This window comes from Akkermansia sp. N21169 (assembly GCF_029854675.1).
Classification (GTDB): domain Bacteria; phylum Verrucomicrobiota; class Verrucomicrobiia; order Verrucomicrobiales; family Akkermansiaceae; genus Akkermansia.
Window position 1 is genome coordinate 1 of the sequence record NZ_JARWNC010000035.1, and the last position, 23,682, is coordinate 23,682.

Sequence of the window (23,682 nt, forward strand, 5' to 3'; positions counted from 1 at the left end):
ACCGCCTCAACACCGACGGGGACGAAGCGGGCTACCAGTACAACACCTGGGGAGGCACCTTCGGGGTCGACGCCAACCTCAGCAGCAAATTCACCGCGGGGCTCGCCATGACGGCGAGCTACGGGAAACTCACCTCGACGGCGGCCGACTCCCTCAGCGGAGACATGGAAGTCTACTACGTGAACCTCTTCGGTCGCTACCAGAGCGGCAAGTGGGGCCACAACGTCATCCTGACGGCGGGGTGGAGCCAGAGCGATATCGACCGCACCGTTCCCTGCGGCTTGGGCAGCTACACCGGCCACGGCACGCCCGGAGGGCAGGTATGGGGAGCGATGTACGAAGGCACCTACGACATCAGTCTCAACGAAGAGAACAGCGCGATCCTCCAGCCCCTCGTCAACGTCTCCATCCTCAAGAGCAGCGTGGACGACTACACGGAAGAGGGTGCGGGCAGCGCGGGACTCCGCGCCGGCGGCATGGACGCCACGACGGGCACCGTCTCGGCTGGGGTACGCTGGATGGGCCTGACGGGAGGCAACCTGTTTGGTCGCGAATCCCTGGCGGAAGTGCGGGCGCAGGTGTCGCAGGACTTCGGAGACACGCGGAACGAAGCGCAGGTGGGCTTCGTGGGGGCGCCCGGCTTCAGCCGTGGAGTGAAGGGGAGCAAGGCGGGGACGACGGGCCTGCAATTCGGTGCGGGACTGAGCATCCCGACCGGGGACCAGGGCACGATCTTTGTGGAAGCCAACGCGGACCTGCGGAGCCGGATGACCTCGGCCAACGGGAGCATAGGCTACCGGTACAACTTCTGATAGGAACAGAAGACGCAATAAAAGAGAAACACAGCGGGGCGGCTCCTCCACATAACGAGGGGTCGCCCCAAACTGTTTTAAAATGCCTGATGATTTGAAATCCAGCCCAACAATCGCCATGATCCAGTACGAAGACTATCGACAAGGACTTGATTTGGCGGACGAGGGACATTAGTATTTTTAGTACTTTAAAAAAGACCTCCATCATGATGAAACATTTCCTCCTTCTTGCCATGCTTGTCCTGGCGCCATGCCTGACGCATCTAACGGAAGCCGTCCCGTCTACACTAAAACCTGAATCACAGGACAGAGACAAGACTTCCTATACATGGACAGATCGGCATGAAGCGATTAAACTGCGCCATCAATCCGTCAAACCGGAATATGTTATTATCGGAGATTCCATCACCCACCACTGGGGAGGGGAACCGGCAGACTGGTTCGGCCAATATGGGCAAGCCTCATGGGCAAGATTGTTTGGACCGCATACCGTCACCAACATGGGGTTCGGATTCGACTATGTCGACAACGCCTACTACCGCGTCGAACAGGGAGAACTGGACGGTATTTCCCCTCGCGTCGTTATTCTAATGATAGGAACCAACAATCTCGGGCATCGTAAAGATTCAGCCCAAGCATGTGCCGACAATACGAAAGCCCTCGTCTCACTCATCCGTCAAAAAACGCCGGCTTCGAAAATTCTCATTCTGGGAATCCTCCCCCGCCGGGAAAAAGAACTCGGCCCGGTCATCGCCGATACGAACAAGCATCTCGCCAGCCTCGCCGACAACAAAACAATCTTTTTCGCAAATCCGGGACTGGCCCTCCAAAGCAATGAACCCGGTATCATCCGCAATACTTGCACATCAGACGGTGTTCACTTGAAACCAACGGGATATGGAATTCTCGGAGAAGAAATAGCCGGCACACTCTCTCGCATCGACTCATCCTACAAAGGCGGAAAGGTTCCACGACCCGAAACGATCGACGGCATAGCCCCCGAGCAAATCCAACTGGCCGCCATCGGCGATTCCATCACGGACAACTATCACAAAGCCCAACCTCCCTATCAGGACTTCCTTCCTATCTGGAAAGAATTTTACACCCCGTACAATGCCGTTAACCTTGGAGTCAGCGGCAATACAACCGATGATGTTCTTGCACGCATCGGCAATCAGGGCATCCTGGACCACATCTCCCCGAAAGTTGTTCAAATCATGATCGGAACCAACGATACGGGCCAGGGAATCTCGGAGGAGGAAACCTTCCGAGGCATCCGCCGGGTCGTCGATAAAGTCCGGGCTAAACTCCCGGAATCACACATTCTTCTGATCGGTATCCTGCCCAGCAACATCCATCACTGGCATGTCCCCGCAGCAGCCGAACCCGTTAAAAAATTCCAGACCGATATGAAAGTCAACGACCGGTTGGCACGCTTCTATTCCGACCGCTCCGATGTTACTTTCCTGGATATCCGCCACGTTTTCCTCAACCCGGACGGCTCCCTCCGATCAGAGTTGTTCTACGATCCCCATGTCGTCGTCATCAACGGACAAAAAGCAGGCCCCCTTCACCCTGATACCAAAGGCCAGCGCCTCATGGCTGAAACAATCCATCCATTTATTGAACGTTTGTTAAAAAATAGAGATGATTCCCAGCCCGACTGAATGCTGGAGAGCGGAAGATCAATTATATATAATCACTAAATTCCAATAAGTTATATTGTCTTTTTCCTGAATTCCCGGATTCTTTTCTTCGTTCTTTCGGGAAGAAAATGCTTGAATCTGCCCGGGAACTACCCCACTTTCAGAACCGGAAAAATTCTTTTTTATATCTCTTTGATCAATGAACGCACACTGTCCCATCATGATTGGTCTTCCCATCAGACAGGCGACTGTGCCCATTTCTTTTTCTACTTCTCCTCCGTCTTTCCGCCTCGCAGCAATCGCTCGGGGAAAAACCGATCATTAAGCCTTGCCCCTTTGCCTACATGAGCAACGACCATCAAAACGCCATCGTCAAATACTTCTCCGAATTCAAGGTTCTCAAAGAAGCATCCAGTAATTTCTGGATTACCAACCTCATCCAGTTTTTCGACGGGTTGGCATACTTTTCCATGATCACGATCTTCACGCTCTTTCTGAACAAGTATTGTGGATTTGACGATGCCTCCTCCACCCTGTGGGTCGGTCTTTATACCCTTTTCATTTCGGCGCTGGTTTTTGCCGTAGGAACGATTTGCGATATTATCGGCATCAAGAAAAGTTATACCATCGGATTGGTTTTGCTACTAATCGGGCGAATTTTCCTGGGACTCGGGACGAACTTCGCCACAGATATCATGCACTTGAAAATAGAAGACTCCAGACCTATCGTCATGGTCGGCATTTTCATCATGTCCTTCGGTACAGCCTTCATGAGTCCCGTTATCCAGACATCCATCCGGCGTTTTACAACGATCAAAGTCCGGCCAACAGGTTTTAATTTCTACTATCTTTTCATGAATATCGCCGCCTGGTTGTCCGGCTGGGCTATCGTGGACGGCTTCCGTAAAGCTTACGGCGATGTCGACGGCTGTTACTATGTCATCAACTTCGGCACAGTTATGTGCATCATCGTCTTCATCCTGACGCGCTTCCTCGACGACGATTACTATGCCGAGCCCAGCGAACGCATGCAGAAAAAGGATCAGGAGCGCAGGCCGCTCCAGCTCTTCGCCGAAGTATGGAAAGAATCCGCCTTCCGCAAGTTGATCATCTTCCTCGTACTGACGCTGGGAGTACGCATCGTTTTCACGTTGCAGTTCCTGATCATGCCCCAGTATTACTCGCGAACGATCTATGACGACTTTGCACTGGGTTTTGTCAATTCACTCAACCCGATGATCATCGTTCTGGGCTTGATTCTGCTCATTCCGATCATTAACAGATACTCAACAGTCAAGCTGATGATCGTCGGCATGTCGATCTCGGCTTTCTCCCTCGTCTTCATGGCCGTTCCCATTGAGTGGTACTACATCATTCCGGGCATCGAGACACGATCCCAGGCCTTTCTGGTTGCCATTATCACGCAGATCGTCATCTTCGCCTTTGGCGAGTTGCTGTTTTCGCCACGTTTTTCAGAGTATGTGGCACGCGTCGCCCCTAAAGACAAAGTCGCTTCCTACATGTCGATTGCCGCTTTGCCGATGTTCATTGCCAAGCCGATCAACGGTGTCATCGGGGGCTTGCTGATCAGCTATCTCTGCTACGACGGCATCGCCGCCAAAATGGACACCGGCCATATCGGATTCTGGCAATCGCCTTCGTTCATGTGGTTTATTTACCTGACTCTGGCCGTCCTCAGCCCGATTGCCATTATCCTAACCAGGAAGTCGATCGCCTCCGACCATCCGGAAGAAGATGCAGCTAAAGAGCTGGAACCGATGCCTCCGCCCCCTGCCGAAGCCGAAGCCATTCAACAAGACGCCTGATTTCCTATGACCGACCATTCTCAATCCACTTCCGATACCATGAATGAGGAATCCGACACGCAACACGGGATCCGCTGGGGAATCATTTTCCTGGATCTTTGCATCCTACTCCTTTTCAGTGGCATTCTCATGGGGATCGCCATCGGCATCCAAAGAGCATTTTCCGTCACCAATGATGCCCAGGCTCTCATCTCAACCATCCAAAAAGGCCAATTGATCGACGGTAAAGACCCCGTTTTCCTGCAGGCCCTCGGCCAAAATCATAACGGGGAAGCCGCCAAGCTTGCCAACACTCCCGATTTCAGCGGACGCACTCCTCTCATGTGGGCAGCCTACACCCACTATAACAACCCGGAACTTACCTACGCCAAGGACAAGATCCGGCATTATTACACGACCGAACTTCTCGCCGTTTCCGGCCTTGATGCCAAAGCCCGCGACAATGACGGATGGACCGCTCTGCACTGGGCATCCTGGAGCGGATTGCCCTCCGTGACTTCGCAATTAATCAAAGCGGGCCTGGATATCAATCTTGCGGAGAAGAATGGCTACACGCCTGCCATGCTGGCAGCCATGCGCGGCAATGACAAATCCATCGCATTCCTGATTGAGGCCGGAGCCGACCTCAATGCTAAAAACAAGAATGGTCAATCTGCACTGGATCTTGCCCGGCTGGCATACACTGCTTACCTGGCCAACTTCGATCTGACGAAAACCAAGGTATGGGTTCCCGACAATCCCGCTAACGATGCAGATCAAACCGAGACAAGCAGCTCAACGGGAAAATACGTCGATATACGCGGCGAAGCCTTCCGTAATACTATTCGCCTCATTGCGCAGAAAACAGGACAAACGCCTGAAGCCTGAAACAGCCGGGTACACAAAGAAATGCGGCAATTATTCTTCCGGTTCAAGAATAACAGCCACCTTGCCCATAAACGAAAGTTCGGTATGAATTCGTTTTTCAAAAACGGAAGCCAGCTCATGGCATTTGGAAATGGACAAGCTGCCCGGAACAACCGCATGGACGGCAATCATAGGGGCTCCGCTAACGATATCCGACCGAATTTCACGAATTGAAACAATGTCGGGAATCTGCTTGCCAAGTTTCTCCACAACCTGGCTGACCTCCTCTTCGGAAAACTTCCCTATGTCCGACTTCCCCGGCCAGTCGCGTTTGTCCGGTTCAATGCGTAGCACGACTTCAGTCACATGCAATTCCTGCTCCAAATCAGCCTGGAATGCCCGGACACGTGAATAACCTTCTCTCAGGGAAATATCCGGCGGCATCTCCACATCCATGAACAGGACAAGGTCATTTCCCCTCCTGATTTCGCTAAACCCATGAATCCGGACATGGTAACGGAAAGCAAGAGCATGAGCCACCATATCAGGAGATGCATGCAAAGGCATGCTACAAGGTTCCACATGAATAAAAACATCCGCATCAGGAACAACCTTGCGCACCAGAGACTCCATCAGTTCCGTCACTTCGTGCGCGTCCTCCACATGTAACTCCGGAGGTGTTCCAATTGTCATTTCCACATAGGTTTTAGCACCTATATCCCGGGAACGAAGACTCAACAGCGGGTACTCGGGAGCACTGGTCCTCAATTCCGAACAAATCTTCTCATTCACTTCGGACGATCCTCCGTCCATCAAGGCATGGATCGAACGTTTCCCAAGCCCCCACGCCACAACGCAAACAATCCCGGCCACAAAAAGAGCCGCTGCCGCATCCGCCTTCTCCAGCATGGTACGCCAGATACTTCCCTCGTCGACAAAACGCGACAATCCCACGCAAACCAATCCCAGCAAGACGACTCCCGACGAATAAATATCCGTCGTAAAATGCATGGCATCCGCCTCCAAGGCCTGGCTCTTGTGCTCCTTCGCCACACGGCGCAACATTGCAGAACGGTTGATGTCCACGGCCAGGGACACCGCAACTACCGCAAATGCCCACCAAGTCAGTTCCAACGACCCCGCTCCAAAGATCAGACGGTCCAATGCCTCCCAGACAATCCATAGGCACGTTACCAGCAACAGCACCGTTTCCGCCAGAGCAGAAAGGTTCTCCACCTTTTCATGTCCATACTGATGGTCGTCGTCCGCCGGACGCGACGCCATCCGAACAGCATAGAACGTTATTGCCGCCGCACAGAAGTCCAATCCGCTATGCAAGGCTTCCGACAGAATACCGAGACTGTTCGTTACAAGACCCGCCCAAATCTTGATACCCGTCAAAAAGAGCGACCACAAAACGGATGAAATGGCCGCCCTTGCTTTTTCCCGATGTGCGGAGTCGGTGGATAAAGAAGTCATTTCTGCTGTTTCAAGATATCGCGGATCTCTTCCAGCAGGACGACATCATCAGGTTTGACCGGGGCAGGAGCCGGCTTGGCTTCCTGCTGGAGACGAGCTTTGATCAAAATCTTCAACATGATGAAAATAGCCAGCGCCACAATCACAAAATCAATCACGGATTGAAGAAACAGGCCATAGCCCAGCGTCAAAGCCGGCTTACCGTCCTCCGCCGCACGAAGAACCCAAACATCTTTCGTCAAATCAAGACCGCCGGTCAACAAACCGACCAGAGGCATGATGATGTCCGCAACAAGGGAATTGACGATCTTGCCGAAGGCGCCGCCGATCACAACGGCCACCGCAAGATCTACCACATTGCCTTTCATAGCAAAAGCCTTGAACTCCTGCATGAACTTTTTGGGAATATCCTTATTAACCATATTTTTTCTCCTGTTACGAACCCTCTGTTAACAATCAAATTGAACAAAGTCAACCCCTCGGACTGAAACGTCCTCATAATTTCCCACGAGCCTCTTTTTCCTCCGGGATCCTTGATCAAATCATAGGAGCAATTGAGATTTTATCCTCCCGCATGAAAGATCGATATCTATTTTGCAGTAACAGATATACAATGAAAAAACTGACCCTTTCCCTCCTGTCCTGCTCTCTTTTCTGCACAGCGATAGCCGCACATGCCGATGAACCATACGAACCCACCGTCCATGGCCCCTATCTCCAAAGAATCGCCCCTGACAGTGCCACCGTCATGTGGACAACGGAAAAACCTACAGCTGCCTGGGTGGAACTGTGGGACAAGGATCAACCGACGAACCGGACTATCCTGATGGATTCCCGCTACGGCCTCAAGCGCACCAAAACCAATGCTCACCAGGTCGAAATCTCCGGTCTCAAACCGGGCGCTGTCTACCAATACAAGGTTTTTGCCGGAGACCGGGGTAAAAAGGGAGATCCCATCCCGCCCTCGTCAGAACCGGCAGACGGTACATTCCGTACTCTAAATCCTTCCAGCAAAACATGCGAAGTTTTCATCATCAACGATATCCATGGGGATTCCGAACGCCTCGTCAATCTGCTCGGACAGCACGTCAAACCCGGTAAAACGGATTTCTGCATTCTAAACGGGGATACCGTCTCCTACCTCAGCGGCAAGGATCAGCTCTACAAAGTAGCCGTCGATCCTGCCAAAGATTTCGCCAAGGATGTTCCCTTCGTCTTTGTCCGCGGAAATCATGAAAACCGCGGTAGCAACGCGCTGGATCTTCCCAATGTATTCCCTCCCAACAGTGGCAGCGAATATTACTTCCTGCTCCGTCAGGGTCCCGTCTGTTTCGTTGTGCTGGATGCCGGCGAAGACAAAGCCGACACCAGAAAAGAACTCGGAGGAGTCACCGATTTCGCCCCCTACCTCAAGAAGCAGGAGGCATGGCTGAAACAGGCTGTCCGGACACGTGAATTCACGACCGCTCCATACCGCGTTGCCATCATCCACATTCCTGCCCTTGTCGAAGAAGGCTATGCGGAGAAGCTCGTCCGTTCCATGTTCGTTCCCACACTGGCCAAAGCAGGTGTAGACATCATGATCTCGGCCCACACCCACAAAAACTATTTCGTACCCGGCGGCAAAGAGAAAGACGTCCCCTTCCCCATCCTCGTCAACGACAATGAAGGAGCCGTCATCATCTCGGCCAATCCGCAGAAAATGAAAGTCATTCACTACGACAAGGACAAAAAGGAGCTCCGTACCGAACAATTCTCTCCCCGCAAATAAAAACCGGCAGGGAAATACCCGGCCTCACACCATGGCCGTCGCCAAAGCATGGCCATGGTGTCCCGGAAAACGTTTTCTACGTCAGCAACAGGAATCTTTGCATGTTTTCCAATTCAAAGCACGGAATTCGTCTTGATTTTGGACCCCGAAGAGATTAGATTCGCGCATGGCGGATTTTAACATTGGTTTAAGTTTTGACGACGTGCTCCTGCTGCCCCGCAAGAGCGCCATCCTCCCTGGTGAAGCCGATCTCAGCTCCCAGCTTGTTCCCGGTTTTGATTTGAAGATTCCCGTTCTCTCGGCCGCCATGGACACAGTGACCGAGTCCGAACTGGCAATCGCCCTCGCCCGGGAAGGCGGCCTTGGAGTCATCCATCGCAACAATCTCATCGATGTGCAGGCAGCTATGGTCTCCCGCGTGAAACGCTTCGAAAACGCGGTCATTCCCAAGCCCTTCACGGTCTCCAAGGACATGACGCTTGCCCAAGTGCAAGATATCATGAACGAACACGGATTTTCCGGTTTCCCGGTCGTCGATGCCAACAACAAACTCCAGGGTATCATCACCGGACGCGACATGCGCGGCATTGACAACTACGAGGGAACCCGTGTCGATGACGTCATGACCCACCTCGACAAGCTGGTAACGGCCGCCCCTACGACCACGATCGAAGAAGCCCGCAGCATCCTCTACAAGCACCGCATCGAAAAACTGCCACTCATTGATGCCAACGGCTGTCTCGCTGGCCTCATCACCGAAACCGACATCCAGAAACGCGCCATGTTCGGCGACGCATCCAAGGACTCCAGCGGCCACCTGCGTTGCGGAGCCGCCGTCGGAGTAGGCCCTGAATATTACGAACGTGCCCAAGCCCTGATTGAGGCCGGAGCGGACGCTCTCTTCATCGACGCCGCCACCGGTCATACTACCCGCGTCATGGAAGTCGTCAGTAAACTGCGCGAACTTTCCGACAAACCCGTCATAGCCGGCAATGTCGTCACGGCTGAAGGAGCCTCCGATCTTATCAATGCCGGTGTTCAAGCCATCAAAGTAGGCGTGGGCCCCGGCTCCATCTGCACGACGCGCATCATCTCCGGCGTTGGCATGCCCCAATTCACCGCCATTAAGGAAGTAGCCAGCGTGGCCCGGCCTGCAGGAGTCACCGTCATTGCCGACGGAGGTATTCGCTACTCGGGAGACATCGTCAAAGCCCTTGCCATCGGCGCCGACCTCGTCATGCTGGGAGGTCTCCTGGCTGGAACGGAAGAAAGCCCGGGCAAAATGGTCCATTATCAGGGCCGTCACTTCAAACAATACCGCGGCATGGGCTCCATCGGCGCCATGCGCCGCGGTTCCGGAGACCGCTATGGTCAAAACAGCTCCGGCAAACTCGTCGCCGAAGGCGTCGAAGCCCGGGTTCCGTTCAAAGGAACGCTCGGCGACGTCACCTTCCAACTCATGGGCGGGCTCCGTTCCGGCATGGGATACGTCGGAGCCCGCAATCTTGCCGACCTCCGCGAGAAAGCCCGTTTCGTCCAGATCACATCCGGCGGTTTGAAGGAAAGCCATCCGCACGACATCCAGATCACGGAAGAGCCCATCAACTACAGCTGCTAATCCTTCCCCACCGACCCCAATATCCATGGACGATCGACACATCGTTGCCGTCATCGACTTCGGCTCCCAGTATACCCAGCTCATCGTGCGCCGCGTACGCGAACTCGGCTACAGTGCCAAACTGTATGCCTTGGAAGATCTGGACCATATCGTAGAACCCGGAGCCATCATTCTCTCCGGAGGTCCCAAGAGCACGTCCGATGCCGATGCTCCCGATCTTGACTACACGTGGCTGACCTCCTTCAACGTACCCATCCTGGGCGTGTGCTACGGCATGCAGCTCCTCAACATCAAGCATGGAGGTACCGTCAAACCCAGCAACAAGCGCGAGTACGGCCCCGCCGACCTCTGTCCCTGTGCCTGCGAAGGCCTCTACAAGGATGTCTCCCCAACCTCCCAAGTCTGGATGAGCCATTCCGACACTGTCGACCACATCTCGGAAGACTGTCGCATCATCGCTCGCAACCAGAGCGGCATTCCCGTCTCCCTGCAATGGGGCGAGACCTGCTTCGGCATCCAGTTCCACCCGGAAGTCACCCACTCGCATGAAGGCAACACCATCTTGCGCAATTTCCTTGCCACTGCGAAAAACCTCCAGAAGTTCGACATCGGCGACTTCAAAAACCAGATGGTTCGCGAAATCAAGGAACGCGTCGGCGACAAGCAGGTCGTCTGCGGCGTCTCCGGCGGAGTGGACAGCACCGTCCTCGCCGTCCTCCTGCACGAAGCCCAGGTCAATGTCCGTGCCATCTTCGTAGACAACGGTCTCCTCCGTAAAAACGAAGCTGATGAAGTCCGCGCCAATTTCAAGCGCATGGGCGTCGAAATTGAAACCGTCGATGCCTCGGAACGCTTCCTCAATGCTCTGGCCGGCGTACCGGAACCTGAAAAGAAGCGTAAAATCATCGGAGAACTTTTCATTGACGTCTTCTGGGACGCTGTCGGCGATGCCGAAATCCTCGCTCAGGGGACCCTCTACCCGGACGTGATCGAAAGCGCTTCCAACGCCAAGTCCAAAGCCTCTACCATCAAGACGCACCACAATCGCGTTGGCCGAATTCTGGAACTCCAGGCCCAAGGCAAGGTCCTGGAACCACTGGCGGAACTCTTCAAGGACGAAGTCCGTGCCCTCGGCGCCGCCCTCGGCATCGAACACGACATTCTGTGGAGACATCCCTTCCCCGGCCCCGGACTCGCCGTGCGTTGCCCGGGAGCCGTTTCCAAAGATCGTCTCGACATCATCCGCGACTGTGACGCCATCTTCATCGGCAAACTCAAAGAACATGGCTGGTACGACAAAATCTGGCAAGCCTACGCCGGCCTCATCCCCGTCAAGACCGTCGGAGTCAAAGGCGACGAGCGTTCCTACGAATTCGCCACCAACCTCCGTGCCATCGTCTCGGAAGACGCCATGACCGCCGACTGGGTGGAATTGCCCTACAGCCTCCTGCGGGAAATCAGCAACAAGATCCTTAACGAAGTTAAAGGCATCAACCGCGTCCTCTACGATATCTCTACCAAGCCCCCGGCATCCATCGAGTGGGAATAATACTGGAAAACAGCGTACTCCCCCCACATCAAGACAAGCTTTCTACCCTGCTGGATCTCCATTCGGCAGGGTATTTTATCGGCTCTTTCCCAGCTAGGCAAATGCAGAAATCCGTGATAGCATACATGGAAAGAAGTGCGTATACTCCGACAAAACGCACTCCATTGATTCATTTTCGAGGTGACAATTTATGAATTTAACAATGCTGGGAACCGGCAATGCCCTTGTAACAGAATGTTATAACACCTGTTTTGTCCTGGAGGAAAACGGCAAATACTTCATGGTTGATGGAGGCGGTGGAAATTTCGAAGACATCCAAGCCTTTGCCAACATCACGGAAAAACGCCTTCCCGGTAATACTCCATCCCAGGATGAACTCATTGCTGAAAACAGGGCTAATCTCATGGCTTGCAACGAATACGGTCTTCCTTACGTCCTGATTGACGAGGAATATGAAATCGGATATGAGTCGATAATTGGATTGCTACCATGAATGATCAATCTTCCCAGCACGATGGCAGCAGCCTGTTCCCTTATGAAACCGTCCATGCATTCAATGAGACGGATATCAGGATTTACAAGTATGTCATTGCCCACATGGGCCAGGTCCGCTACATGACTATCCGCGAGCTGGCAGCCAAGCTCCATATGTCCACATCGTCGATCTTGAGGTTTTGCATCAAGGTGGGATGCGAAGGGTATTCCGATTTCAAGAAACATCTGGAAAGGGAAAGGAAACTGATTCAAAAAATACCGGCCCGCAAGGATCTGCGGGAATTGCTGCTGTATTTTCAAAGGACGGCCACCAGTGCCTTCGAACAAAAAATCAGCCAGGCGGTGGAAATGGTACGTACCGCGCAAAAAGTCATCTTCGTCGGACAGGGCTCATCCGGCACTTTAGCCAAATACGGAGCCCGGTATTTTTCCAACCTGGGAAAATTTTCTATCGGTCTGGAAGACACGCATTATCCCATCACGGAATCCGAGGACGCACATACAGTCGTCATCGCCCTTTCCGAAAGCGGGGAAACGAGAGAAGTGATCGATATCGTCCAGCAGTTCCGTCTCCGGCAATGCAGCATCCTGAGCATTACCAATTCTCCGAATACTACGCTGGCCCATCTGTCGGACGAGAATATCGACTACAACGTTAAACAGCAAAGGATCAACGGAGGATACAACGCGACGACTCAAGTCCCCGCCCTGTTTATCATAGAGGCAATTGCACGGAGACTTGTTGAAGAAACTCCTCCCCGCTTCCCCAAAATTTGAAACACCCTGTTACTTGAGATGTCACGGAGCACTCCTCATGATACGGGGTACTATGACTGAACTCGAAAAATGCCTGGCAGGTGAACTTTACGACTGCCACAATCCGATCTTTCTGGACTACAAAAACAGAACCCGGGAACTGCTCGCATCCTACAATTCCCTGCCCTACGGGCGGAAACAGGAAAAAACACACCTTCTCCGGCAACTCTTCGGCAGCATGGGGACGAACGTATCAGTTGCAACACCGTTCCTCTGCGATTACGGCCGCAATATGCACCTCGGCAATAATGTGTCGATCAACATGAATTGCACGTTTGTAGACTGCAATGAAATCCGGATCGGCAACAATGTTTTGATCGCTTCCAACGTGCAAATCTACACGGCGACCCACCCAATCGATCTGGAGGAACGACTCGTTCACGACTGGAATCCGGAAAGTGGCGCCTACTTCTGCCATACCCGCGCCCTGCCGGTTCGCATCGGCAATGGATGCTGGCTGGGAGGCGGGGTTATCGTTCTCCCCGGAATCACCATCGGAGAAGGTACCGTCATCGGGGCAGGCAGCGTCGTCACGAGGAACATCCCTTCCCATTGTGTCGCCGCCGGCAATCCCTGTCGCGTCATCAGGAACATCAATGGAACACAACAACAATGATCAAAATGATCGCCTTTGACCTGGACGGTACTATCGGGGATACAATTCCAATGTGCCTCCAGGCATTTGAAGAAGCCGTTTCCCCGCATGCCGGACATAGGTTGAGCGAAACGGAAATCGTCCAGACTTTCGGACTGAATGAAACCGGTATGATCCGCCAAATCGTCCATGACCGATGGAAAGAGGCCCTCCGGGACTTTCTCACTGCCTATCGCCGCCTGCATGATCAATGCCCCTGTCCGTTCGACGGTATCCTCGAACTGCTTGATACCCTGCATGCCAGGGGAATTCGTCTTGCCCTCGTCACGGGCAAGGGAAAGGAAAGCTGTCGCATCACTCTGGAACAATTCAAAATGTCCGGTCTGTTTTGTACCATCAAAACCGGTTCGGACAAGTATTCCAGTAAAGCACCGGCCATCGTCGACCTCATGCGCCAATTCCGCCTCCGTCCGGACAACTTCCTTTACATTGGAGACACCGTATCGGATATTTCCGCCTGTCGAGAAGCCGGAGTCGATTGTCTATCTGCCGCCTGGGGAACAACGGCAGACATCCCTGCACTGGAAGCGGCCAATCCTTCCCGTGTGTTCCGCTCTGTCCGGGAACTGTGCAATTATCTGACCAAAAATATCAACCTCCCTTCAATTCCCCGGCATCCCCAGTTCAACAACCCGCCCGGCAAATCAATTTCATGCCGGAAAAATCCCTCGAATTACCGGATCAAATCGGATGAGATAAGGCCACGGAGCTGATCCCCCTTGATGCCCTCGATCACCCGGACAGGGCGGCAAACAAAAAACAAACAGTATGAACTCTACCGATCCCGTTGCCGTCGCCTTCCTGGCTATTATTCCGGTCTATCTCATCATCGGGCTCGGCTGGCTGGCCAGAAGAATGCATTGGCTGCTCCCGAACCACGAGAAGCCTATCAGCAAACTGGCTATTGATATTTGCTACCCCTGTCTTGTACTCTCCAGCATGCTCGGCAACGAGATGTTGCGCAGCCCGGCCTTCTCGCTGGAAGCGGCCGGAGCGGGCTTTGCCGGGTGCATGTTGGGAATCGCCTCAGCATGGCTCGTCGGCAAATTGTTCGGGTACCATATCGGTACTGGACTCCGTACTTTCACTCTGGCGGCAGGTATTCAGAACTACAGCTTCTTCGTCATCCCCATCATTGCGGTCATGTTCACCACACCGAGCAATCCGATGATGGGTATCCTAATGACCCATAACACCGGTTGTGAAATCGCTATCTGGACGGTAGGACTCATTATCCTCTCCGGCGGATTCAAAAATATTTCTCCGAAAGTCTTCCTGCGCGGGCCTCTGATCGGGGTAACGCTCGGTCTCTTCCTGGTTTGGACAGGCATTGACCGCTACGTAACGCCAGCCCCCATCAAACAGACGCTGCAGATGCTGGGCAACTGCGCCATTCCATTGTGCGTTTTTCTTTTCGGTGCCACCATGTACGATTCCTGGAAAAGCGTCGAATGGAAACCCAAAACAATTATCAGCGGCATCGTAGGGCGCCTGATAGTCGCCCCGGTATTGATCCTCCTCCTGGCATGGCTGCTTCCCTTCAGTACAGAGATCAAGCAGATCATGGTCATCCAATCGGCAATTCCCTCCGCCATGATTCCGGTCATCATCGCACGACAATTCGGAGGACTCCCGGGACTGGCCATGCAGGTGTGCCTGGTAACGACCTTCGTTTCCTTCCTCACCCTGCCTGTCTGGCTGGCCGTTGGCTTCAAATTTGTCCTGTAAACTCTGCAAGCCGCCGACCTGCTCCGGCCTTGACACCCGGAAGCAGCCACGGTTCAATATCGGCATGAGACTGCTTCCCGCCCTCTGCGCAGGCGCCTTCTGCGCGCTTTCCTCATGCACTTACGAATCCCGCTTGGAATCCGTACGGGAAGTTCCCGTCAAGTCCACGGATTCCTCGGCATTCGAAACCGGTCTCATGCGAGCCCAGACAACGTACATCATGTACGGAGCCATCACGGCCAAAGAACGCCGCAATCGTCTGGGACAGTATTATTACGTCACGTGGACAGACGGGCAACCGGAACTCCCGGCCCGGCTCGTCTTCGAATATCAACAAGGGAACACAGGCTCCAAAGTCCATAAAAAAATCATTTCCTTCCCTAAAGGCCGCAGCGGCGGAGAAGAAAAAACATGTTTTACGGTGATTGGGGACGAATACTTCACAAAAGGTCCCGTCCTGACCTGGAAAGTCACGTTGCTGATCAACGACAAAGAAGTCTCTTCCCGGAAGTCGTATCTCTGGAGGGACGACGATACGACTTCCGGCAAATTCTCCGTTCCGGATTCATTCGGACCGATCACTCCTTTTGGAAAGGATCCCGGGAAGTCATCCTCAACGACCGGACAACCGAAACAGACGACACCTTCTCCAACCTCCGGCAAAGACCCTGATTCCATCGTCGACCCTCTCGACATGAAGGACCAGCGTAACGATCCGACGATGCGTCCCGGGACCATGTCAGGTTCCACCCTGTTCGGTAATTCGCTATAGCAGGGAGCCGGAAGTTCCTACACTAAAAAGACCAGGGTACCGCATCTGAAAGAAACGCCGGTTAGTCACCGTAGTTAACGGTCATCTCCAACGTTTCTTTTTCCCATGAACACGGTACCGGTACAACAAGACAGAATCGTCTTCCTCGATTATCTCCGCGCAGCAGCCTGCTGCATGGTCATCCTGATCCATTCTTTTGAATTTTATTACATCGGAGAAGGCGGAAAAGTCAACTTTTCGGGACCGGAAGCAACAGGATGGGTCACGTGGTTTGCAAGTGCCCTTCGCATTGCCGTTCCTTTATTCGTCATGGTATCCAGTTATTTGCTTGTCCCTCTGAGGGAAAGTCCCGGACAATTTTATCGCCGCCGTTTTACGCGTGTCGTCATCCCCTTCGCTATCTGGTCCCTGCTATACGCACTCCTGCCGCTGTCCTGGGGAGAAATTTCCACTGACCAGGCTACAGGCAATCTCCAACGCCTGCTCTACAATTTTACCGATGCTAGCGGTCATTTGTGGTTTGTGTACATGTTGCTCGGGCTTTACCTGTTCATGCCTGTTATTTCACCCTGGCTCCGGGAATGTTCCCGAAAATTCGAACTTGCCTTTCTAGCAGTCTGGTTCCTGACAACCTTCTATCATTACGGAAGAGAACTTGTCCCGGGATTCTATGGCGAATGCGACTGGAATGAATTCGGAACCCTCTGGTATTTCTCCGGTTTTATCGGTTACGTTGTTCTCGGCCACTATATCAGAACCTACATCCACTGGAGTCCCCGGCGGAACGTCGTCACCGGACTACTCCTGTTTCTGGCAGGCTATGCCATTACAGCCGGAGTTTTCCATCATCGCACGGAAACAGCCGTTCTGGTACCGGAACTGGAATTGAGCTGGCGTTTCTGCACCTTCAACGTTGCCTTGATGTGTACGGGCATTTTCCTGCTCTTTAAGGCCCTTCCTTCCTCCCAGGGTCGCGTCTATGCATTTTTCAGGAAGGTTTCCGAAGCCAGTTACGGGATGTATTTAATGCACATCTTCTTTCTGAACATGATGTTCAAACTTCTGAACGCTTCACTTCCCTTCCCCATCAGTACTTTTGCCATCGGAATCAGCACCATTGTCATCACCTACCTGATTGCCAGACTGCTTTCTATTCCCAGATTCGGCAAATATCTGATCGGGTAAACCGGAAACCCCGGCGTGACAGGTACCGGACTCGCCATCCGTCGGCCTGAACTGTACCATGCATCTCATGCCACATCCTCTGCAAACTCCGGAATCCTTTCTTCCCCTGTTTGGAAAACAGGATTTTCGCCCCCTGCAAAGGAACATAATCCAAACAATCCTGGACGGACGCTCTTGTCTGGGGGTCCTGCCCACGGGATCGGGGAAAAGTTTATGCTACCAGCTTCCTGCAGTCATGCTGAACGCATTGACGGTAGTCGTCTCTCCCCTGATCGCCCTAATGCGCGACCAGGTAGACAGCCTCGTCCGCCTGGGAATTGCCGCAGCACGGTATGATTCCTCACTGACGGATGAAGAAAAAACCGAGGTCCTTCATGCAATTTCCTCCGCAACCTTGAGCATGGTATTCGTCGCTCCGGAATCCCTGGAAAGACAGGAACTCCAACGAGCCATGGAAGGGGTCCCCCTTGGATTGTTTGTCGTAGACGAAGCTCACTGCCTGTCAGAATGGGGGCACAGTTTCCGCCCGGATTACCTGGGACTGCCCTCTTATGCCAAAACGCGCCCTTTTCATGCAGTTCTGGCTCTAACAGCCACGGCTACCGTCCGCGTCAGGGAAGACCTGATCCGCCTGTTCGACATCCGGGCAAACGACGCCTTCTGCCTTCCGCCAAGCAAGGAAAATATCCGCCGTAGCGTACGCTTCGTCGATGAAGAGGTTCGCAATGATGCTTTGCTTGAATTTCTGCAGTCTCCCGGCAATACCCCCGGCATCATCTATGTCCGTACCCGAAAAGACACGGACAACCTGGCCGCATGGCTTCAGAATCGCCAAATCAAAGCACGTTCCTACCACGCCGGCATGCCGACGGAAGCCCGAGCCTGCATCCAAGACTCTTTCCTCGCGGGGAAAACCGATGTCCTTGTCGCTACCATCGCCTTCGGCATGGGAGTAGACAAACAGGATGTACGCTCCGTCGTCCACTTCCATCCTCCCACATCACCGGAAGCCTACGTTCAGGAATCAGGCAGGGCAGGACGCGACGGGCAGCCCGCCCAGAGCCTTATCTTCATCTCTCCGGGAGACACGATCGCCGCCGGGAACCGGATCCGCGCATCTCTGCCGGATGAGCGGTCTTTGGAAGTCGCCCTGTCCCGCCTGCTCATCCGGGGAAGACACGTCGTTTCCTACTATGCAGCAACAACGGAATCGGATCTTCCGGAAACAGTGTTCAACAGGCTTCTCTTCGACCTGAAGAGGGAAGGCGCGCTGAAAGAAACCGGCTCCGGCTACCAGTACTACAAAGTCAAACCCCTTTTCCCGCTGGAAACTATCCTCTCCGGACGGAACCACGAAGAAACGGAACGTCTGCATTGGTTGGACGCTCACCGCGAAGGTGAAGTCGAGGATGCGGCTATCGCCTTCGGAATCTCTTTTGCCGAGGCCTGTGCCTGGCTTGCAGATCTGGACGCCACCGGAGAATGGAAGACGACTTTCCGCCAAATCGCCATAGAGCTGGAACCCTCGCCCGACGCACTGCCTCCGACCGTCTGGCGTGACCGCTACGTCCGTTTGATGTACGAACGCATGCAACACGAACAGGAACGCTTTAACATCATCATGCGCTTCCTGACTGACGGATCCTGTCTCAGTGCCAATCTCGACTATTACTTCGGATTCCCCAGTTCCCCGTGCGGTCACTGTTCCGCCTGTCGGAATGACCAGATGAAAATCCCAGAAACACGCCCTGCTACCGCCATGACGGACGAAGAACGCCTGGCCCTGGCAGAACTCGTTGCCCGCAACTTCCCTTCGCTGGCCCGGGCGGAACAACTCACACGCTTCCTCATCGCCCAGCCCGGCCCGGCCGCTATGCGGGCCAGGCTTTGGAGCCACCCTCTCTACGGAGCGCTGGCACACCTTCCATGGGATGACGTATGGACGGAAGCCTACGCCATTCTGGGGCGTTAAATGTAATAAAGAAAGCCTACTCCGAGGCCGGCAAAACAAGCTACTTAACCCTGCAATTCCCGCCTCAATTTATCAATGTCGGACTGGAGCAACTTCTTTTCAATGCCATCTCTTTGGCGTTTGAGACGATCCGTACGAATCTTCTCGGGAGCCAGTTCGGGACGCTGAAAGGGATTGTTGTCTCCGTACTTCGACCAAGGGCCCGGCTTGATCCGGTGGAAATCTACAAACCGCCAATCGACAACGGCATGCCCTCCCTTGATGCCGAGGTGGTCACGGACGGCAGGAGAAATATCAATTCCCGCCCCGAAATTGGCCTTGTTCTTCGGAGGAGAATCTCCGAATACATACTCCCAGTCTTCCGTGGTAAACGGGCCGCAATCCTCCCATTGGGCAAAACAATATTTACCATTGTACCAGATCTGAACCCACTTGCCCTTGCAAACGCTCTTGCCCGGTCGTTCGAAATCCCGGTTGAACCACGGGATCACGCGCGACGCCTCCGGCTTGTGACGCCCCTTGGAAACATCATTGTACGGTAAGGCAACGTAAAACGGATTCTGTTTGGGAATAAATCCCGCCGGCCTATTCAATCCGCGTTTCGTCGGATCCGGATCGTCAAACCCTCCGAAACTATCCTGCCAGGAAGCATCCCAGGAACTCTTGTCATTGGAAACGGGATTGCGACACGTAGCACTTTCTCCGACCCAAAAAACCGTAGCTGTAATGTTTTTCCGCCAGGGATAAACCCCGTTAACGATGGAAGTCCGGCTTCTGGGTTCTATAATCGGTACCTTCGGGACAGCGGAGTGCGCTCTTCCGGACGAACCTGCCGATGGCATGGAAGATGTTGATACCCGGGGTGATGGCGAGGAGGGGACATTCCGGCGTGTCGGTACGGCCACAATAGGACCTTTCACCTTCCCCTCTGGAGAAGAAGGGGAAGACTGGATATCTGCATAGGATGTACCAATCAGGATGAGAACTGGAATGAAAATGCGCATCTACGGGGGAATTACCAACGTCGTATTGTGGACGGTGCGCTGTCCTTGGCAGGAACGGGATAGTCGGACGTATAATGCAGGCCACGGCTTTCCTTGCGCCTGATTGCGCAATCCACGATAAGTGATGCTACGGCAATCAGGTTCCTGAGTTCAAGTATTTCCGGCGTAATTCTATATCCCCAATAAAATTCTTTGACTTCCCGGTGCAGCATGCGCAAGCGGGCCGCTGCCCGCTTGAGGCGCTTGTCCGTCCGGACGATGGAAACGTAATCCTGCATCAGCGTACGGATTTCATCCCAATTGTGATAGATGATGGCAAGCTCATCGGGCAGAGCCGTATCGCCATGGTGCCATTCCGGAATCGGATATTCGTGGGGTTCACCACGCCCCAGAGGAAGTTTGGTCAACATCGACTTCAAAGAACGTTTGGCTATAACGACACATTCCAGAAGGGAATTGGAAGCCAAACGGTTAGCGCCGTGTAATCCTGTACAGCCCGTTTCTCCGGCAACGAAAAGACCTCTCAGAGTAGACTGACCGTTGATATCCGTCAAGACACCGCCGCACTGGTAATGGGCAGCCGGGACAACCGGAATCGGTTCATGTGCAGGATCAATACCGTACTTGCGGCACGTTTCATAAATCAAAGGGAAGCGTTCCTCTACAAAGCCCTCGGGCTTATGGGAAATGTCGACAAACACGCACGGACTGCCTGTCCGCTTCATCTCCGAATCAATGGCTCGCGCCACAATGTCGCGGGGAGCCAGGGATTTGCGTTTGTCATAGCGGGACATGAATTCCTGTCCGTCCGCACCGATCAGCACCCCTCCTTCACCGCGCACGGCCTCGGAGATCAGAAATGAGCGGGACTCCGCCCCTTCGGCTCGCTTGTTGTAGAAACAAGTGGGATGGAACTGGACAAACTCCATGTTGGAAATTGTCGCCCCGGCACGCCAAGCCATCGCGATGCCGTCGCCCGTAGCAGAATTCGGATTGGTCGTGTACTGATACACACGACCAGTACCGCCAGTTGCCAACAAAACGCGGTCGGAACGGAAAATATCCACATCTCCCGTCTCACGATTCAGAACGTAGGCTCCCAACACGCGATCTTCCGTCACGAGGCCCAGCTTGCCCGTCGTAATCAAGTCGATTGCAAAATGGTGTTCCAACAGCGTAATATTAGGGGAACGTTTGGCTGCTTCAAGCAGTTTGGTACTGATTTCCAATCCCGTCGTATCCTTTGCATGCAGGATCCGGCGATGCGAATGCCCGCCCTCGCGTCCGAGTTCGTAATGATGATTTTCTTCCTGGTCGAAGGCAACTCCCCAGTCAAGCAACTCGCGAATGGCATCCGGCGCTTCCTCCACAATAACGCGGACAGCACTTTCATCGCAAAGTCCGGCACCGGCTACCAATGTGTCTTCGATATGCTCTTTAAACGAATCGTCCTTGTCCATCACGGCGGCAATACCGCCCTGAGCCTTCGCGGAACTCGATTCGAGCGCACTGCTCTTCGTAATAACAACCACGCTGCCATATTTGGCAGCCCTTAAGGCAAAACTCAATCCGGCCACACCGGATCCAATGACGAGGAAGTCGCTTGTTCTCATGTGTTGAACTCCGGGGGCGACTCTACGCCCCCCTCCGGGACAAGTCACGCCTCAATTACACTCAATCCGGTACCATACGGGAGAAACAATATATCTCCCCGATGTCTACTTCTCCCCATTCATCTTCCCGATCACTCCCGGAAACGGGATAAGAAAGACGATTCCATACGTTTCCTCAACCTTCTATAAAAGTAACGAATACGGTCTTTTGGCTGGAAATTGAGACAGAAACAGGATAATCCCTGCACAATGAGACCGCGCGGAAACGATCACAATGCCCGTCAGAACAAGCATGTCAACCCGGCACCGACAATTGCCGTCAGGGCACTGGGAGAAGAGGTCTTGGAAGATATCGTCCGTGCCAAAACCATCCCTCTCCTCCTGATTCTTGACTGTATCCAGGATCCGCACAATCTCGGCGCCATCTTGCGGACGGCGGATGGCGCAGGCGTCGACGCCGTCATTGCCCCCAAAGATAAATCCGTCGGGATCACGGACACTGTACTCCGCGTCTCCGTCGGAGCTGCGGAAAAAGTCCCGTTCGTCCAGGTCACCAATCTGGTTCGTACAATAAAAGAACTCAAAGACCTGGGAGTCTGGATCGTCGGCACATCCGACAAGGGAGACCGCAACCTCTACGAAATGGATTTTACCGGGCCGACGGCTCTCGTCATGGGAGCGGAAGGCGACGGCATGCGTCGCTTGACGGAAGAAAATTGCGATTTCCTCATTCGCATTCCCATGAAGGGATTCGTGCCCTGCCTCAACGTATCCGTAGCAACGGGCGTCTGCCTCTATGAAGCCGTCCGCCAGCGTTCCCTGAAAACCGAATGAAGAAAGACCTGCCCGCCCTTCCCGGCCAAACCATCCGGTTCATCTCCGACCTCCACCTCGGGCATGCCAAATCCGCTATCCGCGATGTGGAACAGATACGCTTCCTGCTGGAAGGATGCCGGATACTTGTCATCTGCGGGGATTTCTCCGAAACTCGGGAAGAAGACTTCCTGGAACGCGCCGGGAAACTGCGCCGGGACTTCGAAACCATGTGCTCCGAGGCTGGCGTCGAATTGATCATCCTGGCCGGCAACCACGACCCCGATGAAGAACACAGCGTTCTTACCTGCCTGGATGGTCGCATCGCCGCCCTCCACGGCCACTGCCTCTTCAAACAGGTCTCCCCCTGGGGACGTGAGTACCTGAACAACAAGGCTCTGTACAAGCGCACCATCCGCGAGTACAAGGATGCGGATATCAACCTCGAACACAGGATGGAACTCGCCAGAACCATCGCCAAGCTCGTTCTGCCGCCAACCTGCCCTGAAGATCCGGCCAAGGTTCCGACATGGAAACGCTCCAAACCCGTTCGCTTCTTCCAGCACGCCTGTTGGCCTCCGGAAAGGCCGCTTCAGATCCTCCGCGCCTGGCTCATGATGAGAAGCCGCATTAAAGACTTTCGCAAACGCTTCCTACCGGAAGCCGAAGTCATCTGTTACGGTCATCTCCACCGCCGCGACATCCACTTCTCCCAAGACAAACTCTACGTCAACCTCGGCGCTCTTTTCCAATACGCCTCAGGCTACGCCGTAGAAGTCAAAGACTTCTCTCTGGAAGTCCGTGAAGTATCTGCCGACGGTTGGGGGCAAACAGCCTTCCGGCACACCATTCGCCCGTTGAACGAATAGCCTCTTACTGCCCGGCATGAAGGGATACTCCCTTGAACATTCAAAGTGAATGGAAAAGCTACCTTACCCTGGACAGCAAGATAGGGTATCGCCACGAGCACATCTTCTCTGGCTTTGCCATTATATACAAATAGTTCGGTAAAACTTGTTTTTCTCTGTTTGTCAAAATCGTATGCCAATGAATAATAGTCGTTTGTAAGGAATTCACAGTTC

The 23,682-nt window shown here is 53.7% G+C and carries 21 protein-coding genes and 1 pseudogene; 17 read left to right on the plus strand and 5 right to left on the minus strand.

The window, feature by feature from the left end:
- A partial coding sequence (locus QET40_RS04955) for an autotransporter outer membrane beta-barrel domain-containing protein (RefSeq protein ID WP_280126062.1) occupies nt 1-812 on the plus strand: 812 nt, incomplete at its 5' end.
- Between the two features lie 206 nt (nt 813-1,018).
- Nucleotides 1,019-2,479 carry a GDSL-type esterase/lipase family protein gene (locus tag QET40_RS04960; protein ID WP_280126063.1) on the plus strand — a complete coding sequence of 487 codons (1,461 nt, stop codon included), beginning with the start codon at nt 1,019-1,021 and terminating at the stop codon, nt 2,477-2,479.
- 18 nt (nt 2,480-2,497) lie between these two features.
- Here QET40_RS04960 and QET40_RS04965 read toward each other — a convergent pair whose 3' ends face one another.
- Nucleotides 2,498-2,716, minus strand: coding sequence for a hypothetical protein (locus QET40_RS04965; RefSeq protein WP_280126064.1), 219 nt, complete (start codon nt 2,714-2,716; stop codon nt 2,498-2,500).
- 86 nt (nt 2,717-2,802) lie between these two features.
- Between QET40_RS04965 and QET40_RS04970 the strand changes: the two genes are divergently transcribed.
- The gene (locus QET40_RS04970) at nt 2,803-4,284 is read left to right on the plus strand and encodes an MFS transporter (protein ID WP_280126065.1); all 1,482 of its coding nucleotides are present in this window, start codon (nt 2,803-2,805) and stop codon (nt 4,282-4,284) included.
- Between the two features lie 6 nt (nt 4,285-4,290).
- Nucleotides 4,291-5,151 carry an ankyrin repeat domain-containing protein gene (locus QET40_RS04975; RefSeq protein WP_280126066.1) on the plus strand — a complete coding sequence of 287 codons (861 nt, stop codon included), beginning with the start codon at nt 4,291-4,293 and terminating at the stop codon, nt 5,149-5,151.
- Between the two features lie 30 nt (nt 5,152-5,181).
- Here the strand turns inward: QET40_RS04975 and QET40_RS04980 are convergent, their stop codons facing one another.
- Nucleotides 5,182-6,609 (minus strand): cation diffusion facilitator family transporter, encoded by a 1,428-nt coding sequence (locus tag QET40_RS04980; protein WP_280126067.1) that lies wholly within the window; start codon nt 6,607-6,609, stop codon nt 5,182-5,184.
- Nucleotides 6,606-7,031 (minus strand): large-conductance mechanosensitive channel protein MscL, encoded by a 426-nt coding sequence (gene mscL, locus QET40_RS04985; protein WP_280126068.1) that lies wholly within the window; start codon nt 7,029-7,031, stop codon nt 6,606-6,608. Before mscL ends, QET40_RS04980 begins: the two co-directional genes overlap by 4 nt.
- A gap of 191 nt (nt 7,032-7,222) precedes the next feature.
- Between mscL and QET40_RS04990 the strand changes: the two genes are divergently transcribed.
- The 11 genes and pseudogenes from QET40_RS04990 to QET40_RS05040 all read left to right on the plus strand — a co-directional run bounded on the left by QET40_RS04990 (nt 7,223) and on the right by QET40_RS05040 (nt 19,170).
- Entirely contained in the window at nt 7,223-8,380 is a 1,158-nt protein-coding gene (locus QET40_RS04990) for an FN3 domain-containing metallophosphoesterase family protein (RefSeq protein ID WP_280126069.1), read from the plus strand.
- Between the two features lie 166 nt (nt 8,381-8,546).
- Nucleotides 8,547-9,998 carry an IMP dehydrogenase gene (gene guaB, locus QET40_RS04995; RefSeq protein ID WP_280126070.1) on the plus strand — a complete coding sequence of 484 codons (1,452 nt, stop codon included), beginning with the start codon at nt 8,547-8,549 and terminating at the stop codon, nt 9,996-9,998.
- A gap of 25 nt (nt 9,999-10,023) precedes the next feature.
- On the plus strand, nt 10,024-11,547 hold the full coding sequence (gene guaA / locus QET40_RS05000) for a glutamine-hydrolyzing GMP synthase (protein WP_280126071.1): 1,524 nt from the start codon (nt 10,024-10,026) through the stop codon (nt 11,545-11,547).
- Between the two features lie 190 nt (nt 11,548-11,737).
- Nucleotides 11,738-11,851 (plus strand): annotated as a pseudogene (locus tag QET40_RS12540) (MBL fold metallo-hydrolase); the annotation flags it as partial.
- A gap of 185 nt (nt 11,852-12,036) precedes the next feature.
- Nucleotides 12,037-12,819, plus strand: a complete 783-nt coding sequence (locus tag QET40_RS05010) for a MurR/RpiR family transcriptional regulator (protein WP_280126073.1) — start codon at nt 12,037-12,039, stop codon at nt 12,817-12,819.
- A gap of 52 nt (nt 12,820-12,871) precedes the next feature.
- A complete protein-coding gene (locus QET40_RS05015; protein WP_280126074.1) occupies nt 12,872-13,474 on the plus strand; it encodes a sugar O-acetyltransferase in 603 nt (200 codons plus the stop codon).
- Nucleotides 13,471-14,226, plus strand: a complete 756-nt coding sequence (locus tag QET40_RS05020; RefSeq protein WP_280126075.1) for an HAD hydrolase-like protein — start codon at nt 13,471-13,473, stop codon at nt 14,224-14,226. The genes QET40_RS05015 and QET40_RS05020 overlap by 4 nt, the downstream gene beginning before the upstream one ends.
- 55 nt (nt 14,227-14,281) lie before the next feature.
- Nucleotides 14,282-15,241: an AEC family transporter gene (locus QET40_RS05025; RefSeq protein ID WP_280126076.1), complete on the plus strand. Its 960-nt coding sequence runs from the start codon at nt 14,282-14,284 to the stop codon at nt 15,239-15,241.
- A gap of 64 nt (nt 15,242-15,305) precedes the next feature.
- Complete coding sequence (locus tag QET40_RS05030) at nt 15,306-16,013, plus strand: hypothetical protein (protein WP_280126077.1); 708 nt, start codon at nt 15,306-15,308, stop codon at nt 16,011-16,013.
- A 105-nt stretch (nt 16,014-16,118) separates the two neighbouring features.
- The gene (locus QET40_RS05035) at nt 16,119-17,198 is read left to right on the plus strand and encodes an acyltransferase (protein ID WP_280126078.1); all 1,080 of its coding nucleotides are present in this window, start codon (nt 16,119-16,121) and stop codon (nt 17,196-17,198) included.
- 67 nt (nt 17,199-17,265) lie between these two features.
- On the plus strand, nt 17,266-19,170 hold the full coding sequence (locus tag QET40_RS05040) for a RecQ family ATP-dependent DNA helicase (RefSeq protein ID WP_280126079.1): 1,905 nt from the start codon (nt 17,266-17,268) through the stop codon (nt 19,168-19,170).
- A gap of 44 nt (nt 19,171-19,214) precedes the next feature.
- On the opposite strand, the gene QET40_RS05045 is transcribed toward QET40_RS05040, so the two are convergent.
- Nucleotides 19,215-20,174, minus strand: a complete 960-nt coding sequence (locus QET40_RS05045; protein WP_280126080.1) for a hypothetical protein — start codon at nt 20,172-20,174, stop codon at nt 19,215-19,217.
- A gap of 11 nt (nt 20,175-20,185) precedes the next feature.
- Nucleotides 20,186-21,787 carry an L-aspartate oxidase gene (nadB, locus tag QET40_RS05050; protein WP_280126081.1) on the minus strand — a complete coding sequence of 534 codons (1,602 nt, stop codon included), beginning with the start codon at nt 21,785-21,787 and terminating at the stop codon, nt 20,186-20,188.
- A gap of 249 nt (nt 21,788-22,036) precedes the next feature.
- Between nadB and rlmB the strand changes: the two genes are divergently transcribed.
- Together rlmB and QET40_RS05060 are read left to right on the plus strand one after the other, a co-directional pair.
- A complete protein-coding gene (gene rlmB / locus QET40_RS05055) occupies nt 22,037-22,621 on the plus strand; it encodes a 23S rRNA (guanosine(2251)-2'-O)-methyltransferase RlmB (protein WP_280126082.1) in 585 nt (194 codons plus the stop codon).
- A complete protein-coding gene (locus tag QET40_RS05060) occupies nt 22,618-23,469 on the plus strand; it encodes a metallophosphoesterase (RefSeq protein ID WP_280126083.1) in 852 nt (283 codons plus the stop codon). Before rlmB ends, QET40_RS05060 begins: the two co-directional genes overlap by 4 nt.
- Nucleotides 23,470-23,682: the final 213 nt, after the last annotated feature.

What these genes read in the sequence shown, in the direction of transcription:
- nadB (WP_280126081.1), bottom strand. Translation starts at nt 21,787, where the DNA reads ATGAGAACAAGCGACTTCCTCGTCATTGGATCCGGTGTGGCCGGATTG.
- mscL (WP_280126068.1), bottom strand. Translation starts at nt 7,031, where the DNA reads ATGGTTAATAAGGATATTCCCAAAAAGTTCATGCAGGAGTTCAAGGCT.
- QET40_RS04975 (WP_280126066.1), top strand. Translation starts at nt 4,291, where the DNA reads ATGACCGACCATTCTCAATCCACTTCCGATACCATGAATGAGGAATCC.
- QET40_RS05035 (WP_280126078.1), top strand. Translation starts at nt 16,119, where the DNA reads ATGAACACGGTACCGGTACAACAAGACAGAATCGTCTTCCTCGATTAT.
- QET40_RS05010 (WP_280126073.1), top strand. Translation starts at nt 12,037, where the DNA reads ATGAATGATCAATCTTCCCAGCACGATGGCAGCAGCCTGTTCCCTTAT.
- rlmB (WP_280126082.1), top strand. Translation starts at nt 22,037, where the DNA reads ATGAGACCGCGCGGAAACGATCACAATGCCCGTCAGAACAAGCATGTC.
- QET40_RS04980 (WP_280126067.1), bottom strand. Translation starts at nt 6,609, where the DNA reads ATGACTTCTTTATCCACCGACTCCGCACATCGGGAAAAAGCAAGGGCG.
- QET40_RS05060 (WP_280126083.1), top strand. Translation starts at nt 22,618, where the DNA reads ATGAAGAAAGACCTGCCCGCCCTTCCCGGCCAAACCATCCGGTTCATC.
- QET40_RS04970 (WP_280126065.1), top strand. Translation starts at nt 2,803, where the DNA reads ATGAGCAACGACCATCAAAACGCCATCGTCAAATACTTCTCCGAATTC.
- QET40_RS05030 (WP_280126077.1), top strand. Translation starts at nt 15,306, where the DNA reads ATGAGACTGCTTCCCGCCCTCTGCGCAGGCGCCTTCTGCGCGCTTTCC.
- QET40_RS05020 (WP_280126075.1), top strand. Translation starts at nt 13,471, where the DNA reads ATGATCAAAATGATCGCCTTTGACCTGGACGGTACTATCGGGGATACA.
- QET40_RS05045 (WP_280126080.1), bottom strand. Translation starts at nt 20,174, where the DNA reads ATGCGCATTTTCATTCCAGTTCTCATCCTGATTGGTACATCCTATGCA.
- QET40_RS05025 (WP_280126076.1), top strand. Translation starts at nt 14,282, where the DNA reads ATGAACTCTACCGATCCCGTTGCCGTCGCCTTCCTGGCTATTATTCCG.
- QET40_RS04960 (WP_280126063.1), top strand. Translation starts at nt 1,019, where the DNA reads ATGATGAAACATTTCCTCCTTCTTGCCATGCTTGTCCTGGCGCCATGC.
- guaB (WP_280126070.1), top strand. Translation starts at nt 8,547, where the DNA reads ATGGCGGATTTTAACATTGGTTTAAGTTTTGACGACGTGCTCCTGCTG.
- QET40_RS05015 (WP_280126074.1), top strand. Translation starts at nt 12,872, where the DNA reads ATGACTGAACTCGAAAAATGCCTGGCAGGTGAACTTTACGACTGCCAC.
- QET40_RS04990 (WP_280126069.1), top strand. Translation starts at nt 7,223, where the DNA reads ATGAAAAAACTGACCCTTTCCCTCCTGTCCTGCTCTCTTTTCTGCACA.
- guaA (WP_280126071.1), top strand. Translation starts at nt 10,024, where the DNA reads ATGGACGATCGACACATCGTTGCCGTCATCGACTTCGGCTCCCAGTAT.
- QET40_RS04965 (WP_280126064.1), bottom strand. Translation starts at nt 2,716, where the DNA reads ATGGGCACAGTCGCCTGTCTGATGGGAAGACCAATCATGATGGGACAG.
- QET40_RS05040 (WP_280126079.1), top strand. Translation starts at nt 17,266, where the DNA reads ATGCCACATCCTCTGCAAACTCCGGAATCCTTTCTTCCCCTGTTTGGA.